Genomic DNA, 16167 nt, shown 5'->3' with positions numbered 1-16167 from the left:
GGATATCGATGTAAATGTAGCTTAATTACAAAATTAAGCTAGCCCTCGACCACGATGGCAGGCCGCAAACGTTTGCGCGATGTGCGCGCGTGCGGCACCCAGGCGTGGGTCTGCCAGCGGCGCCACATGATCAAGCCGCGTATCCATTCGTCCGCGGCGTAGGCGATCCACACGCCCGGCAGGCCCCAGCCCAGCACCACGCCCAGCAGCCAGCTGCCGCCGGCCAGCACCAGCAGCATCGACAAGGCGCCCGCCATCACGGGAAAGCGCGCGTCGCCCGCCGCGCGCAGCGCGTTGATCACCACCAGGTTGAAGGTGCGCCCCGGCTCCAGCAGCACGGTGATCCACAGCAGCATGGCGCCGGCAGCGATGATCTCCTGGTCCTGCGTGAACCAGCCCAGCAGCCAGCGCCCCAGCAGCGCGGCACAGGCCGCGATCAGGATGCACACCACCAGCCCGCGCGCCAGCGACCGCCGCACCACGCCGTGCGCCTCGCGCAGCCGTCCGGCGCCGATCAGATAGCCGACCACGATCTCCACCGCCAGGCCGGTGGCGATGCTGAACATCATCACGCCGCCCATCAACTGCAGCACATAGGCCTGGGTGGCCAGCGACTTGGCGCCCAGTTCGGCCGCCGTCGCCACGCTGACCATGAAGGCCAGCCGCCAGGCGATGTTCTCGGCCGCGCCGGGCAGGCCGATATGCAGCACCGCGCCCAGTTCGCGCCGCGGCAGGCGCCACCAGTCGTCGCGCGCCACGCGGATGCCGAGATGCAGGCGCCACATCAGCAGGTGCAGGCCCAGGCCCAGGGCGCGGCTGATCGCCAGCGCATACGCGTAGCCGGGCAGGCCCAGCGCCGGTATCGGGCCCCAGCCGTGCATCATCGGGATCGCCAGCGCCAGGTGGCTCAGGTGCATGATCACCAGCACCACCAGCGTGTCGCGGGTGCGCAGGTGGGCGCGCATCACGCTGGCCATCGAGGCGTTCCACGCGTCGAGCAGCATGGCCGGCGCCAGCGCCTGCAGGAATGGCGCGGCCAGCGGCAGCACCTCGGCCGGCGCGTTCAGCAGATGCAGCAGGCCGTTCGCGCCCAGCAGCGCCAACATGCCGGTGACTGCGCCCAGCCAGGTGCTGGCGCCCACCACCGCGCAGGCCACCCGGTTGGCGGCCTCGCGCTGGCCGCCGCCCAGGTTTTGCGTCACCACCACGCTGACGCCGGCGCCGATGATGCGGAATAAAATGAACAAGGTGGCCGACACCTGGCTGGCGATAGCGAAAGCGCCGCCAGCCTCGTCCGAAATGCGCGACGCCAACCCGGTGCCGATGACGCTGGAAGCGATCGCCAGGCCCAACTCGACGAGCAAGGGCCAGGCCAGATTGAACATGGGTGGGGTAGGTATGGGCGTTTTGGCTGCGTGCATCTTGAGCTGGCGGGTGGTGTTGTGCAAAGTGTTGCGAATTAATCTTAGTTTACATCAACTGGAAGCGCTCTCAGTTCCACCATTGAAATTATCTATGGATGTAAAATCGTTAGCAAAGGATACACTTCCGCTGACTCAACACGCTACGACTATCACTGTGCGATTAACCCTCAACGTCGTTGCCCTTTTGACCACCTTGCTGCTGACCTTGCTTGGCGGGCGGGCCGACGCCCAGACGCTGACGGTGTTGTATCCCGACATCGGCGAACCCTATCGCACCGTGTTCGCCGAAATCCTGCAGGGCGTCGAAGAACAGGCCAAGGCCAGGCCGCGCGCCATCGCCCTCGGCGCCGGCAGCGACCTGGGCGAACTGCGCAACACGCTTAAAAACGGCAAGGTGGTGATCGCGCTTGGCCGCCAGGGCATGAAGGCGGCCGCCATGCTCGACCCGGCCCAGGGCGTGGTGGTGGGCGGGGTCGGCATGGCGCCGGATGCCGAGCACCTCAACGGCATCAGCCTGGCACCCGACCCGGCCCTGCTGTTCGGCCTGCTCAAGACCCTGCTGCCCGGCGTCCGGCGCGTGATCGTGGTCTACAACCCGGCCAGCAATGAGGCGCAAATCCGCCTGGCGCGCGAGGCGGCCTGTGGGCTGGGGCTGGAACTGGTCGCGCTGGAGGCGAGCGACCTGGCCGGCGCCGCGCGCGCCTACGAAACCCAGTTCGCCACCGCCGACGGCCGCCGCGACGCCCTGTGGCTGCCGCAGGACGCCACCACCGTCGAGGAAACCACCATCTTGCCGCTGGTGCTGAAGGAATCGTGGAGCCGCAACCTGCCGGTGTTTTCCAGCAGCGTGCTGCACGTCAAGAAAGGTGTGCTGTTCGGCATGTATCCAAACAACGTGCAGCTGGGCCGCGACCTGGCCGCGCTGGCCCTGTCCATGCAGAACGGCGAGCCGCTGAAACGCGGCGTGACCCCGCTGCGCGCGGTGCGCAGCGCCCTCAACTCCCGCACCGCCAGCCACATCGGCCTGAATCTTGTATCCAGCCAACAACGCAGCTTTGACGCCATATTCCCGGAGCCTTAGCATCGATTTTATTTCCGAATTGCAAAGTCTCGGCTTATACTATGAAAGCATCCCAACAGTGCCGTTCCTGGCGCCGTGTAGCGATGCAAAGAAGATAGTATGATGAAAAAAACAATACTTAAACTGCGACGCTTGCCGCGCGCCGGCGCCCTGCTGCTGGCCGGCGTCGCCGGCGCGGCGCACGCGGCCGGCGGCATGCTGCCATCGAGCATCGCGCTGGTCAGCGCCAGCGCGGCCCACGGCGGCATGCTGATCGCCCCGATCGAGACGCTGACGCCGCCGCCTCAGGCGCCGCTGCGCGACGACGTCCGCGCCGTCACCCTGGCCCAGCTGGAGGACCAGCTGCGCCGTCCCGAATTGCAGGCCTCGATCGGCAAGGGCAGCATCGCCGTGGTCTATCCGAATGTCGAGGAACCGTTCCGCTCGGCCTTCATCGCCATGATCCAGGGCATCGAAGAGCGCACCAAGCTCAAGGTGCGCAGCTACCCGGTCGATCCCAAGGTCGATACCGCCGAACTGAACGCCACGCTCAAGCGCAACGGCACCAAGGTGGTGATCGCGCTGGGCCGCCAGGGCTTGAACGCCACCGCCGGGCTGGACCGTGAGATCGCGGTGCTGGCCGGCGGCGTGCTGCTGCTGTCGGACGCGGAAAACGTGATGGGCATCAGCATGACGCCCGATCCGGCCATGCTGTTCTCGCGCCTGCGCACGCTGCTGCCCGAACTCAGGCGCGTGATCGTGGTCTATAACCCGCAGAAGTCCGAATGGCTGGTCAAGCTGGCGCGCGAGGCGGCCAGGGCCCAGGGCCTGGAGCTGCAAACCCACGTGGCCGGCGACCTGGCCCGCGCGGCCCAGCTGTACACCCAGGTGATCGGCGCCGCCGACAACCGCCACGACGCCGTCTGGCTGCCGCACGACAGCACCACCGTCGAGGAGAGCACCATCCTGCCGCTGGTGCTGCGCGAATCGTGGAACAGCGGCGTGCCGCTGTTCTCCAGCAATGTGCTGCACGTGAAGAAAGGCGCGCTGTTCGCCATGGTGCCGGACAACGTCGAGCTGGGCCGCACCCTGGCCGCCTCGGCGCTGGGCGTGATCGCCGGCGACGTGCGGCGCCGGCCGCTGGTGCCGCTGCGCGAACTGCAGACCGCCATCAACCTGCGCACCGCCAGCCATATCGGCCTCAACCTGGGCGCATCGCAACAGCGCAGTTTCGACTTTGTCTACCCGCAGCCCTGATGATCTCCATAGTCCGTAACTTCCTCCGTCGTACCGGTTTTCAGCGCCAACTGACGGTCATCGTCTCGGCCGCCATCCTGGGCCTGGCCGTGTTCTCGGCGCTGATGAATTCGTGGGAAGCCAATGCCCGCATGCGCGATTACTTCATCGGCCAGGGCCAGCGCGTGGCCGACAACCTGGCCCGCCAGAGCACGCTGGCGCTGCTGTTCCATTCGGCCGAGAACGCCCGCGAGGTGGTCAACTCCACGCTCTCCTTCCCGGACGTGGCGGCGCTGCAGATCATGGACGCCAAGCGCAAGGTGCTGCTGTCCAAGGTGGTGGCCGGCGCCACGCTCGACGTCGCCAACCTGAACAACGCGGTCCCGGCGCGCGCCGGCCTGGTCGGCGAAACCTCGGACGGCTGGCTGTTTGCCGCGCCGGTGTATGGCGGCCAGAGCGAGGCCTCGCCGTTCGAATTGCAGGAGCACCAGCAGCAGCTGCTGGGCTATGTGCACGTGCAGATCGCCAAGAACACGCTCAAGCAGCTGACCTGGTCCCTGCTGCTGGGCAACCTGGCGCTGACCCTGTCGTTCGCCGTGGTGCTGCTGGTGCTGGGCCGCCTGCTCACGCGCCACCTGATCGATCCGCTCAACGCGCTGTCGGCGCTGATGCGGCGCGCCGAGTCGGGCCAGTCCGGCATGCGCGCCGCGCCGGCCGGCCCGCGCGACCTGATCGACATGGCGCACGCCTTCAACCAGATGATGAACGTGCTGGAGCAGCGCGAGGCCGAACTGAAGGAGTCGCGCGACGCCGCCGTCAACATGGCGCAGATGAAGGCGCAGTTCGCCGCCACCGTCAGCCACGAGGTGCGCACGCCGCTCAACGGCGTGGTCGGCATGCTCGACATGCTCAAGGAAACCCGCCTGACGCCGCGCCAGCAGGAATTCATCGACGTCGCCTGGAACTCCTCGCGCACGCTGATCGCGCTGATCAACAACATCCTGGACTACTCCAAGATGGAGGCCGGCAAGCTCAAGCTGGAGGAGACCGAGTTCAGCCTCGGCACCCTGCTGTCCGAGGTGCTGGAACTGGTGGCCCGCCCGGCGCAGCAAAAAGCCGTGGCTGTGAACTGGAGCATCGCGCCCGACGTGCCGGCGCGCATCGCCGGCGATTCGCTGCGCCTGCGCCAGATCCTCATCAACCTGGTCGGCAACGCTGTCAAGTTCACCGAGCAGGGCGAGGTGGCGGTCAGCGTGGCGCGCGCGCCCGGCGCCGAGTTCGGCCTGCGCTTCGAGGTGCGCGACACCGGCATCGGCATGAGCGAGGAGGTGCGCCGCCACCTGTTCGAAGCCTATGTGCAGCCGGACCCGACCACCACGCGCCGCTACGGCGGCACCGGCCTCGGCCTGGCCATCTGCAAGCAGCTGGTCGAGCTGCTGGGCGGCCAGATCGGCGTCGACAGCGTGACCGGCAACGGCACCACCTTCCACTTCACGATACGCTGCCGCCCGGCGCAGCAGCAGGAGGCGGGGCCGCCGCTGCCGATGCGCCCGCCAGCCGGCGCGCCGCTGGCGGCGGAACTGCCGCTGCCGTCGATCAGCCCGCCCGCCCTGCCCGATCGCCAGTTCCGCGTGCTGGTGGCCGAGGACAACCGCACCAACCAGATGGTGGCCGCCGGCATGCTGGCGATGAACGGCTGCGTCTGCGAGTTCGCCGCCGACGGCGTCGAAGCCGTGCGCGCCGCCCAGCGCGAACGCTTCGACCTGATCCTGATGGATTGCAGCATGCCGGAAATGGACGGCTACGAAGCCACCGCCCACATCCGCCTGGCCGAGCTGGCCATGGGCCGGCGCACGCCGCTGGTGGCGATGACCGCCAACACCCAGGTCGGCGACGCTGAAAAGTGCCTGGCCGCCGGCATGGACGATTACCTGGCCAAGCCGATCACGCTGGTCGAGCTGCGCCAGAAACTGGAGCGCTGGCTGCCGCACGGCGGCGCGCTAAACGCGGCAGCCCACCAGCCGGCGCCGGCCGCCGCAGCCAGCGCGCCCAGCGAGCCGCGCAGCCACGGCGGCCCCTGCCCGGTCGATCCGGCCGTGTTCGACAAGCTGCGCGAAGTGCTGGGCGACACCCTGCCGCACGCCGTCACCCCCTACCTGGAGGACACGCCGGCCTGCCTGGACCAGCTGGAGCAGGCCGTGCTGGCCGGCGACATGGCCACCGCGCGCATCCGCGCCCACGCGCTCAAGGGCGCGTCGGGCAACTTCGGCGCCGAGACGCTGGCGCAACTGGCGCAGCAGGCCGAGCTGTACGCGGCCGCCCAGCAGCCGCAACAGATCGAGCCGCTGCTGGCGCCCTTGCGCGCGCACTACGAAGCGCTGGCCGCCTTCCTGCACGCCGAGATCAGCGACGCCATGCCGCTGGCGCCGCTGCCCGGCGACGACCGCCCGCAGGTGCTGGTGGTGGACGACGACCGCAGCACCCGCAGCACCCTGCGCCACACCTTGCAGCGCGACGGCTTCCACGTCGAGGAGGCGGCCAACGGCGCCGAGGCGCTGGCGATGCTGGCGCGCTTCCAGCCCGACGTGATCCTGATGGACGCCATGATGCCGGTGATGGACGGCTTCACCGCCTGCGCCCGCATGCAGGAGCTGCCCAACGCCGGCGCCGTGCCGGTGCTGATGATCACGGCGCTGCAGGACAATTCCTCGGTCGAGCGCGCGTTCGCCGCCGGCGCCAGCGACTACATTCCCAAGCCCATCCACTACGCCGTGCTGTCGCAGCGGGTGCGCCGCATCATCGAGGCCAACCGCGCCGAGAAGCGCATCCGCCACCTGGCCTACAACGACGTGCTGACCAACCTGCCCAACCGCACCCTGTTCTTCGAACTGCTGGGCGCCAGCATCGACCAGGCGCGCCAGGCCGGCGACGGCCAGCAGGTGGCCGTGCTGTTCATGGACCTGGACCGCTTCAAGTACGTCAACGACAACCTCGGCCATGACGTCGGCGACCGCCTGCTGCAGGCCGTGGCCCAGCGCGTGCGCCACACGGTGCGCGCCGACGACGCCGTGGCCCGCCTGGGCGGCGACGAGTTCACCGTGGTCCTCAACGAGCTCGACAGCCCGGCCGCGGCCGCCACCGCGGCCCACAACATCGTGCGCGTGCTGTCGGCGCCGTTCCCGATCGACGGCCACGACATCTTCGTCACCGCCAGCGTCGGCATCGCCATGTACCCGCACGACGGCGCCGACGTCGCCACCCTGGTCAAGCACGCCGACAGCGCCATGTACCGCGCCAAGCGCACCAACACCGGCTTCCAGTTCTACGAGGCGTCGATGGAGCATTCGATCTCCGAGCACGTGCGGCTCGAGAGCGACCTGCGCCGCGCCATGGAACAGCAGCACCAGCTGGAGGTGTTCTACCAGCCGCAGGCCTGCCTGGACAACGGCAAGATCATCGGCATGGAGGCGCTGGTGCGCTGGCGCCATCCGACGCGCGGCATGATCCCGCCGGTGGACTTCATCCCGCTGGCCGAGGAAACCGGCCTCATCAATCCACTGGGCGACTGGGTGCTGCGCACCGCCTGCGCCCAGCTGCAGCAGTTCATCTGCGCCGGCCTGCCGGCTATGCGGGTGGCGGTCAACCTGTCGGTGCGCCAGCTGCTGCAAAAGGATTTCGCCGCCTCGGTCGAGGCCGTGCTGGCCGACACCGGCCTGCCGCCGCAATTGCTGGAACTGGAGATCACCGAGAGCACGCTGATGGAAAACGCCCAGGACACGCTGGCCGCGCTGCACCGCCTGCACTCGCTGGGCGTGCGCCTGTCGATCGACGACTTCGGCACCGGCTACTCCTCGCTGTCCTACCTGAAGCGCTTCCCGGTCGACATCATCAAGATCGACCGCTCCTTCGTGCGCGACGTGCCGCAGGACGCCGACGACGCCGCCATCATCAGCGCCATCATCGCGCTGGCCCACAGCCTGCGGCTGGAGGTGGTGGCCGAAGGCGTGGAAACCGAGGCCCAGCTTCAATACCTCAAGGGCCGCGAGTGCGACATGATGCAAGGCTTCTACCTCAGCCCCGCGGTGCCGGCCGAGCAGTTCGCCGAACTGGTACGACGACATATGGACACGGCTACAACAGTTGCGGCGCGGATCTGCTGATTTTTACACCGGCGCAACAAGGCTCGGGCTAGAATCGGAAAAAAGTAACAGGAGATAGCATTTTGAAAGCCTTGAGCGCCCACCGGTTGTATCTGTCCGCGGCACTCACCCTACCGCTGCTTGCAGCCCACGGCATGGCCCAGGCCGGTCCCGTGTCCGAGGAGGACGAACTGGCGCTGGTCTACGGCGCCAGCGACAGCGTCAGCATCGCCACCGGCAATCTGCAAACGCTGCGCCGGGCGCCGGCGGTGGCCACCGTCATCACCGCGGCCGACATCGCCGCCATGGGCGCGACCGACCTGGACCAGGTGCTGGAAAGCGTGGCCGGCGTGCACGTCAACCGCACGCCCAACAGCAACTCGCCGCTGTACGTGGTGCGCGGCATCGTCAGCGCCTACACGCCGCAGATCCTGATGCTGCAAAACGGCGTGCCCATCACCACCGCCTACGTCGGCAACAAGGGCAACATCTGGGCCGGTTATCCGCTCGAACACATCGCCCGCATCGAGATCATCCGCGGTCCCGGCTCGGCGCTGTACGGCGCCGACGCCTTCTCCGGCGTCATCAACCTCATCACCAAGGGCCCCGGTGAAGTGCAAGGCACCGAGATCGGCGCCCGCACCGGCTCCTTTAAATCGCGCGACGGCTGGCTGCAGCATGGCGGCAGGCTCGGCCCGGTCGAGGTCGCGGCCTACCTGCGCGCCGGCCGGACCGATGGCAACGACCGCACCCTCGAGGCCGACGCCCAGAGCCGCAACGACACGCTGTTCAAAACCCACGCCAGCCTGGCGCCCGGCCCGCTCAACAGCCAGTACAAGGCCATCGACGGCAACCTCGACCTGATCTACGGCCAGTGGCGCGCGCGCTTCGGCTACAAGAAGCGCTACGACATGGGCACCGGCGCCGGCATCGCCTCGGCGCTGGACCCGCTGGGGCGCCAGCAGAGCGAACGCATCACCGGCAACCTGGCCTGGGCCAACCCGCAGGTCACGCGCGACTGGGGCCTGGGCGCCAGTCTCAGCAGCCAACAATATTCGCAGGAAGTGAACCGCTGGTACCAATTGCTGCCGCCCGGCGCGACCTTCCCGACCGGTACTTTCGTGAACGGCATGATCGGCGTGCCGCAGAGCTGGGAACGCATCTACCGCTTGTCCGGCTATGCCGATTACAACGGCTACAACGGCCATCACGCGCGCATCGGCCTGGGCCACGACGACATCGACCTGTACCGCGCGCAGGAATTCCGCAACTTCAACTATGCGGCCAACGGTACGCCGATTCCGCTGCCAGCCGTGATCGACACCTCCAACACCACGCCTTTCTTGCGGCCGCAGCGGCGCAAGGTCGACTATCTGTACCTGCAGGACGAGTGGAACTTCGCCAAGGACTGGAACCTGACGGCCGGCATCCGCCACGACCACTATTCGGACTTCGGCGGCACCACCAACCCGCGCCTGGCGCTGGTGTGGGACGCCAGCTTCGACCTGACCGCCAAGCTCCTGTACGGCCGCGCCTTCCGCGCCCCGGCCTTCCTGGAAAGCTATGGCATCAGCAATCCGGTCGCGCTGGGCAATCCGAACCTCAAGCCGGAGCACAACGCCACCACCGAGATGGTGTTCAACTGGCAGGCCCGCGCCGACGCCACCGTCAACCTGACCTGCTACCGCTACGACATGCAGGACATCATCCGCACCGTGGTCAACCCGGTGCCGGGCACCGGCGCCACCTACGCCAACACCGGCAACCAGACCGGCCACGGCATCGAGCTGGAATCGAACTGGACGGTGACGCGCGACCTGCGCCTGGCGGGCAACTATGCGTGGCAGCGCTCGATCGACCAGACCACCCACACCGACGCCGGCTATGCGCCGCGCCATCACGCCTTCGGCCGTGGCGACTGGGCGTTTGCCAGCGGCTACCAGGCCGGCGCGCAGCTGAACTGGGTGGCGGGCCGGATGCGCGCCTTCGGCGACGCCCGTCCGGCGATCTCGGACTACACCACCGTCGACCTGACGCTGGCCACCCGCAATGGCCGCAACCAGTGGAACTTCGCGCTGGTGTTGCGCAACGCCTTCAACACCGACGTGCGCGAACCCAGCCCGGCGCCAGGCCTGACGCTGCCGCACGACCTGCCGATGGCGCCGCGCACCATCTCGCTGCAAGCGTCGTACAAGATGTGAGCCCCACCGCCGCTACGCCAGCATGTCGGCGTAGCGGCGCGCGAAGGTGTGCACATCGCCCGGCCAGCGTGCCGACAGATAGTTCCCATCCCGCACCACCCACGCCGCGCGGTCGTCGCCGGCGCGATCACGCACCAGGCCGCCCGTTTTGCGGAAGTAGTCCGGCGCACTGCGCGGGACGTCAATGAAATCGGACTCCGACGCCAGTGCGCGCTTGACCTCCTGCTCCACGCTCCAATAGCCGGCGGGCTCGCCCTTGTCTTCGCCGTAGGTGCGGTAGTAGCCGGGGTCCCAGAAGCGGGCCAGGAAGCGCGTCAAGTCCCAGGCGCTGCGTTCCAGTTTCCAGGTCAGCGCCGTGGTCTTGCGGCCGTACAGCACCGAGCGTTGCGTGCGCGGCGAGACCGCGCGGGCCGCCAGCAGCACGCCGTGGCAGACCGCCGCCACCGGCTTGCCGCTGTCGAAGAAGTCCGCCACAAACGCTTGCAAGACCTGGTCTTCCAGGTAGGGCCGCATACCCTTGGCATGGCCGCCCGGCAGCAGCAAGGCGTCGTACTGCGCCACGCCCAGGTCCTGGAAGCGCTTGGGTTGCAGGAACGCCGGATCCAGCTCCAGCGCGGCGTAGGCCTGGCGGCCGTGATGGTCCGCGCGCAGCATCAGGCCGAACAGCCGCAGCTTGCGCAGGCCGGGCAGCCAGCCCCACGGGTCCAGGCCTTCGCCGCTGAGCATCAGGGGATCGGCATGGCCGCGCGTGCCATCGACGGTGGCGAACTCGATATGGTGGCCGGCGTCGCGCAGGATGCGCCAGCTCAGCGCGACCTCGGTCGGGTCGAAGTCGCGCAGTGGAATCGGGATCAGGATGCGGCGGGAATCAGTCATGGAATGAACGCGTGGTCGGCACGCGTTCATTCTACAGTCAATGCGGCCCTCAGGCGGCGCGACGCAGGCCCGCGGTCTGCGGCGCCGGCAAGACGGGGCGTGGCGCGGCGGCCGGGAAAGCGCGCACGTCGCTCCGGCTCCAGCCGTCGGCATCGACCTTGAACGAGCCCACCAGCTGCGCCAGCTCGCGCGCCTGGTCCTGCATCGCATCGGCCGCCGCCGCGGCTTCCTGCACCAGCGCGGCGTTCTGCTGGGTGACATCGTCCATGTCGCCGATGGCGGCGGTGACCTGCTCGATGCCGTGCTCCTGCTCGGCGCTGGCGGCGCTGATGGCCGACATGATGCCGGTCACCTTCTCCACGCTCAGCACGATCTCCTCCATCGTGGCGCCGGCCGCCTGCGCCAGCTCGCTGCCGCTGGCGATGCGCTCGGCGGACTCGTTGATCAGCAGCTTGATCTCCTTGGCCGCGCTGGCCGCGCGCTGGGCCAGGTTGCGCACCTCGGACGCCACCACCGCGAAGCCTCGGCCCTGCTCGCCCGCGCGGGCCGCTTCCACGGCGGCGTTGAGCGCCAGGATGTTGGTCTGGAAGGCAATGCCGTCGATCACGCTGGTGATGTCGACGATCTTGTGCGCGTAGGCGTTGATGCTGGCCATGGTCTGCACCACCTCGGACACCACCTTGCCGCCCCTGCCCGCCACCGCCGACGCCGACACCGCCAGGTGGTTGGCCTGGCGCGCGTTGCCGCTGTTCTGCCTGACCGCCGAGGTCAGCTCCACCATCGCCGACGCCGTCTCCTGCAGCGCGCCGGCCTGGTGCTCGGTGCGGCGCGACAAATCCATATTGCCCTTGGCGATCCCGCGCGAGGCGGCGTCGATGGCCACCGCGCCGTCGCGCACGCGGCCGACGGTATCGGCCAGGCGGCCGGTCATGTGGCTGAGCGCGTCAAACAGCTGGCCGATCTCGTCGTTGCGGCCGTGCTTGATGGCGACATGCAGCTCGCCGGCCGCCACCTGCTCGGCCAGCGCCACCGCCTGCGTCAGCGGACGCACGATGCTGCGGGTCAGCGCCAGCGCCAGCCCAGCGCCCAGCACCAGCGACGCCAGGCCCAACCCGGCCAGCATCGCGCGGCTGCCCTGGAACTGGCTGGCCGATTCGTCGGCCAGCGCCCTGGCTTGCTGGGTCTGATACGCCAGCAACTTGCCCAGCGCGCCGGTGTAGGCCCCGAACACGGTCGCCATCCTGTTGTCCAGCAGATCGCCGACTTCCTGGGTGCGGCCGCTGTCCTTCAGCTTGAACAGCTGCGCCCGCAGCGCCAGGTAGACGCTCTTGTTGGCCGCCACGGCGCGCAGCAGTTCGGCCTCGGCGCCCTGCGCCGGCATGGCCGCGAGTTTGGCTTCCATGGCCGCGGCCAGCTTGTCGCCCGCGTCCAGCTGGGCCTGGAAGATGTCGGCCACTTCCAGGCTGTCGCTGCGGGCGATGGACGTGGCGCGCAAGCCGTTCAGTTCGGTCATGCCCAGCAGCTCGGACGTCAGCTGCTGCCTGGCCAGCTTCTGGTTGACCAGGTTGGAGGTGGTGTCGTTGGCTGTCTGCAGGCGCCACAGCGCCACGCCGGACATGCAGGCCATCAGCAACAACAGGGCGGCAAACGAGGCCATCACGCGGACAGCGGTGTTGAGTCGGGGAATATTCATGGCGTTTCAATAAGAGAAGTGCGGTTCGCACAAGATGGAGCCGACTATACGCGCCGAATGTGACCGCGCTATTACCATGCGGAAACTAATTCAAATGTATTTATTAGGAAACAATAGATATTTTTCAAGAGCAATATTTTGGCAAATCCGTATATACTGCTTTTACCACTTGCTTCCCTTGGAAATCGTGAGCCCTCTCCCCGCCGCCGAAGCCGAACTGCTGCAATCCGAACAAGAAGCTCTGCTTGCCCTGAGTAAATTGTTGCACATCTGGTACAACGAGGCCGGCCTGCACGGCATGCTGCGCTCGCTCGACGCCACGCTGGCGCAGTGCCACGCCATCCGCGACGACTTCGCCGCCGAGAGCGAGGAATTGCACCTGGCCGCCGAACGCGGCGCCATCAGCCAGCACCTGAGCTTCATGCTGTCCTTGTGCGCAGACTGATAACACTCTTTTCTTTTGGTTAAGATGTAATCGGCTCGTAACAATTTCCTATTAGCATTACCGGCACTGTAGTCAACCAAAGGTTACTGGCCGTGGAGTTCAACGCCTCTCGTTTGCACCTGCCCCGTTTTCGCCTGTCCGTCGCCGCCGACCTGTGCGTAGAAACGGTCTCGGTGCTGTCCGACACCAGCAATTTCAGCGTGCTGGAATTGTTCACCGAACGCCGCGACCTGATGAGTTTGCCGGTGCTGGAAAGCGAGCGCCCCATCGGCCTCATCAGCCGCAACATCTTCATGTCGCAGATGTCCAAGCCCTTCTACCATGAGCTGTACGGCAAGAAGAGCTGCATCGCCTTCATGGACAAGGAACCGCTGATCGTCGATGCCGCCATGAGCATCGAGGCGCTGACCTTCCGCGCGGTCGAATCGGGCGAGAAGGCGCTGGCCGACGGCTTCATCGTCACCCGCGACGGCGGCCTGGCCGGCGTCGGCTTCGGCCTGCAGCTGATGAACGTGGTGGCCAATATGCAGGCCGAGAAGAACCGCCAGATCATGCACAGCATCGACTACGCCAGCGTGATCCAGCGCTCGCTGCTGCGCCCTTCCGACCTGGCGCTGGCCGCCACCCTGCGCGACGCCCACCTCGAATGGCAGCCGCGCGACGTGGTCGGCGGCGACTTCTATCACTTCGCGCGCTACCCGGACGGCTGGTTCGCCGCCATCGCCGACTGCACCGGCCACGGCGTGCCGGGCGCCTTCATGACCCTGATCTCCTCGTCGACCCTGGCGCAGGCCTTGCAGCAATTGGGCCCGCGCGATCCAGCCGCGCTGATCGCCGAGGTCAATCGCGGCGTCAAGGGCATGCTGGGCCAGGTCGACCAGCGCCACAGCCAGCACGGCGCGCCGGCCTCCAACGACGGCATGGACGCCGCCTTCCTGTGGTTCGACAACGCCAGCCGCCAGCTGCACTACGCCGGCGCCAAGCTGCCGCTGTTCCAGCTCGACCCGGACCAGCAGGCGGTGCAGACGGTGGACGGCAAGCGCATGGGCGTGGGCTACGTCGACACGCCGCTGGACTATGCCTGGACCAACAAGGTCATCGCCATCCCGGAGCGCAGCCTGCTGTTCCTGACCACGGACGGCCTGATCGACCAGATCGGCGGCCCCAGGGAAATCGCCTACGGCAAGCGCCGCATGCGCGACGTGATGCTGGCCCGGCGCGGCGCCGGCGCGCGCGACGTCAGCGACGCCATGCTGGCCGACCACCGGGCCTGGCAAGGCGGGCAGCCGCGCCGCGACGACCTGACCTTTTTCTGTTTCCGCCCATAGGAGCACCGATTTTGCTGTACCAAGAATTCAACGATTTCTGGGACGTGGCCCGCAAGCGCCACATCATCTTTTTCTACGTCGGCTATTTCTCGCAGCACGTGGTGGCGGCCATTTCCGAGACCATCAAGGCGCGCCTGGACACGGCCGGCGCAGCCGGGCCGACGCGCCGCCGCATCTTCTCGTCCTTCGTCGAAATGTCGCAGAACATCATGCACTACTCGTCGGACGCGCTGACGCCGCACGAACAGAGCGACCAGCAGATGCGGCGCGGCTCCTTCTGCATCGGCATGAAGGACGACAGCTTCTTCCTGCTGTGCGCCAACCCGGTCGACAACGCCAACGTCGAACGCATCCGCAGCCGGCTGGAGCCGCTGCACACGATGACGATGGAAGAGATCAAATCCGCCTACAAAAAGGCGCTGCGCGACGAGACACCGGCCGACAGCAAAGGCGCGGGCCTGGGCTTCCTGACCATGGCGCGCGACGCCAGCGAACCGCTGGAGTTCGAGTTCGTGCAGGAGGCGCACCACCCGGACAGCACGGTGTTCTGCATCAAAGCGATCATTTAAATCAGTACTGGAACAGTTATGGAACCACTCTTCATCAGCGCCTCGCCCACCTCGCCGGAAATCGACTTCCGCTTCGACCAGCACACCCTATCGATCAAGGGCGAGTCCTATCCCGAAAACGCGGCCGCCTTCTACGGTCCGCTGATCGCGCGCGTGCAGGCGTGGCTCGATGGCTGCGCCGACGCCAGCATCACCGTCAACGTCTCGCTGGCCTACTTCAACAGCTCCAGCACCAAGATGCTGTTCTCCTTCTTCGATGCGCTGAACCAGGCCGCCATCGCCGGCAACCAGGTGCGCCTGAACTGGTACCACGACGAGGACGACGACACCATCCTCGAATTCGGCCAGGAATTGCAGGACGATTTCGGCGCGCTGGACTTCCGCGATCACCCGGTGAGCAACTGATGATGACCATCCCTGGCCGCGAAGAAGCCGATCTGTTTGCGCTGGAAAGCGCGGCGCTGGCCAACGCCAGGGCGGCCCACGCCGATCCGCGCGCCGACGCCCGCGCGGCGCTGGCCGAAATGATCGTCCACTACGAGCGCCTGATGCGCGAGAGCCGGCGCCTGATCCGCCGCAGCGACCGCGCGGAGCTGGACATGAACCAGATGAACCGCCAGCTGCACGAACTGGCGCAGCAGCTGGAATACCGCGCCACCCACGATCCGCTGACCGGCGCGCTCAATCGCGCCGCCGTCATCGAGCAGGCCTCCGGCTGCCTGGAGCAGGGCGACCTGGCCCTGATCGTGCTCGATATCGACCACTTCAAATGGATCAACGACGATTTCGGCCACCCGGCCGGCGACGCCGTGATCCAGACCGTGGTGCGCTGCCTGCAGGCGCTGCTTGGGCCCACGGTGGCGATAGGCCGCGTCGGCGGCGAGGAATTCTCGGTGGTGTGGCCGACCAGCGCCGTCGACGAGGCGATGCGGGTCGGGGCCAGCATCTGCGACGCCATCGCCGACCAGGTGTTCGCCGCGCCGATCGACCGCCAGATCATGGCCAGCGTGGGCGTCAGCTGGAACCGCGCCGGCACCAGCTTCGAAACCGCCTACAGCCATGCCGACGAGGCGCTGTACGCCGCCAAGCGCGCCGGCCGCAACTGCGTCAAGCTGCACACGCAGCTGCCGCCGCCGTCGGGGACACCGCCGGCGGCCGAAGACACCGCGGCGCCCTGCCACTCCTGAAGCGGCTTG

General features: G+C 67.5%; 12 protein-coding genes. 9 read left to right on the top strand and 3 right to left on the bottom strand.

All coding sequences use genetic code 11. From position 1 onward, the window contains the following. Positions 1-38: 38 nt before the first annotated feature. The gene (locus ACEN9O_RS23350; RefSeq protein WP_495614190.1) at positions 39-1448 is read right to left on the bottom strand and encodes an MATE family efflux transporter; all 1410 of its coding nucleotides are present in this window, start codon (positions 1446-1448) and stop codon (positions 39-41) included. A 130-nt stretch (positions 1449-1578) separates the two neighbouring features. Here ACEN9O_RS23350 and ACEN9O_RS23345 point away from each other — a divergent pair, with 130 nt between their 5' ends. The 4 genes from ACEN9O_RS23345 to ACEN9O_RS23330 all read left to right on the top strand — a co-directional run bounded on the left by ACEN9O_RS23345 (position 1579) and on the right by ACEN9O_RS23330 (position 10060). Beyond that, positions 1579-2505 carry an ABC transporter substrate binding protein gene (locus ACEN9O_RS23345; protein WP_495614189.1) on the top strand — a complete coding sequence of 309 codons (927 nt, stop codon included), beginning with the start codon at positions 1579-1581 and terminating at the stop codon, positions 2503-2505. A gap of 99 nt (positions 2506-2604) precedes the next feature. Next, complete coding sequence (locus ACEN9O_RS23340) at positions 2605-3741, top strand: ABC transporter substrate-binding protein (protein WP_495614188.1); 1137 nt, start codon at positions 2605-2607, stop codon at positions 3739-3741. After that, the gene (locus ACEN9O_RS23335) at positions 3741-7880 is read left to right on the top strand and encodes an EAL domain-containing protein (RefSeq protein WP_495614187.1); all 4140 of its coding nucleotides are present in this window, start codon (positions 3741-3743) and stop codon (positions 7878-7880) included. The genes ACEN9O_RS23340 and ACEN9O_RS23335 overlap by 1 nt, the downstream gene beginning before the upstream one ends. 62 nt (positions 7881-7942) lie before the next feature. Further along, the gene (locus ACEN9O_RS23330; protein WP_495614186.1) at positions 7943-10060 is read left to right on the top strand and encodes a TonB-dependent receptor plug domain-containing protein; all 2118 of its coding nucleotides are present in this window, start codon (positions 7943-7945) and stop codon (positions 10058-10060) included. A 12-nt stretch (positions 10061-10072) separates the two neighbouring features. Here ACEN9O_RS23330 and ACEN9O_RS23325 read toward each other — a convergent pair whose 3' ends face one another. Together ACEN9O_RS23325 and ACEN9O_RS23320 are read right to left on the bottom strand one after the other, a co-directional pair. After that, positions 10073-10936 (bottom strand): type 1 glutamine amidotransferase domain-containing protein, encoded by an 864-nt coding sequence (locus tag ACEN9O_RS23325; RefSeq protein WP_495614185.1) that lies wholly within the window; start codon positions 10934-10936, stop codon positions 10073-10075. A 49-nt stretch (positions 10937-10985) separates the two neighbouring features. Then, entirely contained in the window at positions 10986-12629 is a 1644-nt protein-coding gene (locus tag ACEN9O_RS23320) for a methyl-accepting chemotaxis protein (RefSeq protein WP_495614184.1), read from the bottom strand. 187 nt (positions 12630-12816) lie between these two features. On the opposite strand from ACEN9O_RS23320, the gene ACEN9O_RS23315 reads away from it, so the two are divergent. The 5 genes from ACEN9O_RS23315 to ACEN9O_RS23295 all read left to right on the top strand — a co-directional run bounded on the left by ACEN9O_RS23315 (position 12817) and on the right by ACEN9O_RS23295 (position 16158). After that, a complete protein-coding gene (locus ACEN9O_RS23315) occupies positions 12817-13074 on the top strand; it encodes a hypothetical protein (protein ID WP_495614183.1) in 258 nt (85 codons plus the stop codon). A gap of 113 nt (positions 13075-13187) precedes the next feature. Then, complete coding sequence (locus ACEN9O_RS23310; RefSeq protein WP_495614182.1) at positions 13188-14402, top strand: SpoIIE family protein phosphatase; 1215 nt, start codon at positions 13188-13190, stop codon at positions 14400-14402. 11 nt (positions 14403-14413) lie between these two features. Further along, positions 14414-14971, top strand: coding sequence for a SiaB family protein kinase (locus ACEN9O_RS23305; protein ID WP_495614181.1), 558 nt, complete (start codon positions 14414-14416; stop codon positions 14969-14971). A gap of 18 nt (positions 14972-14989) precedes the next feature. After that, the gene (locus ACEN9O_RS23300) at positions 14990-15376 is read left to right on the top strand and encodes a DUF1987 domain-containing protein (RefSeq protein WP_495614180.1); all 387 of its coding nucleotides are present in this window, start codon (positions 14990-14992) and stop codon (positions 15374-15376) included. Further along, the gene (locus tag ACEN9O_RS23295) at positions 15376-16158 is read left to right on the top strand and encodes a GGDEF domain-containing protein (RefSeq protein WP_495614179.1); all 783 of its coding nucleotides are present in this window, start codon (positions 15376-15378) and stop codon (positions 16156-16158) included. Before ACEN9O_RS23300 ends, ACEN9O_RS23295 begins: the two co-directional genes overlap by 1 nt. Positions 16159-16167 lie beyond the last annotated feature (9 nt).

It is taken from the genome of Duganella sp. Dugasp78 (assembly GCF_059491455.1).
The sequence above is the reverse complement of the archived record's forward strand: the minus strand, read 5'-3'. Positions and strand labels throughout refer to the sequence as shown.

Excerpts from the sequence above, each read along its gene's own strand:
- ACEN9O_RS23300 (WP_495614180.1), top strand. The coding sequence starts at position 14,990 with ATGGAACCACTCTTCATCAGCGCCTCGCCCACCTCGCCGGAAATCGAC.
- ACEN9O_RS23340 (WP_495614188.1), top strand. The coding sequence starts at position 2,605 with ATGATGAAAAAAACAATACTTAAACTGCGACGCTTGCCGCGCGCCGGC.
- ACEN9O_RS23325 (WP_495614185.1), bottom strand. The coding sequence starts at position 10,936 with ATGACTGATTCCCGCCGCATCCTGATCCCGATTCCACTGCGCGACTTC.
- ACEN9O_RS23295 (WP_495614179.1), top strand. The coding sequence starts at position 15,376 with ATGATGACCATCCCTGGCCGCGAAGAAGCCGATCTGTTTGCGCTGGAA.
- ACEN9O_RS23320 (WP_495614184.1), bottom strand. The coding sequence starts at position 12,629 with ATGAATATTCCCCGACTCAACACCGCTGTCCGCGTGATGGCCTCGTTT.
- ACEN9O_RS23335 (WP_495614187.1), top strand. The coding sequence starts at position 3,741 with ATGATCTCCATAGTCCGTAACTTCCTCCGTCGTACCGGTTTTCAGCGC.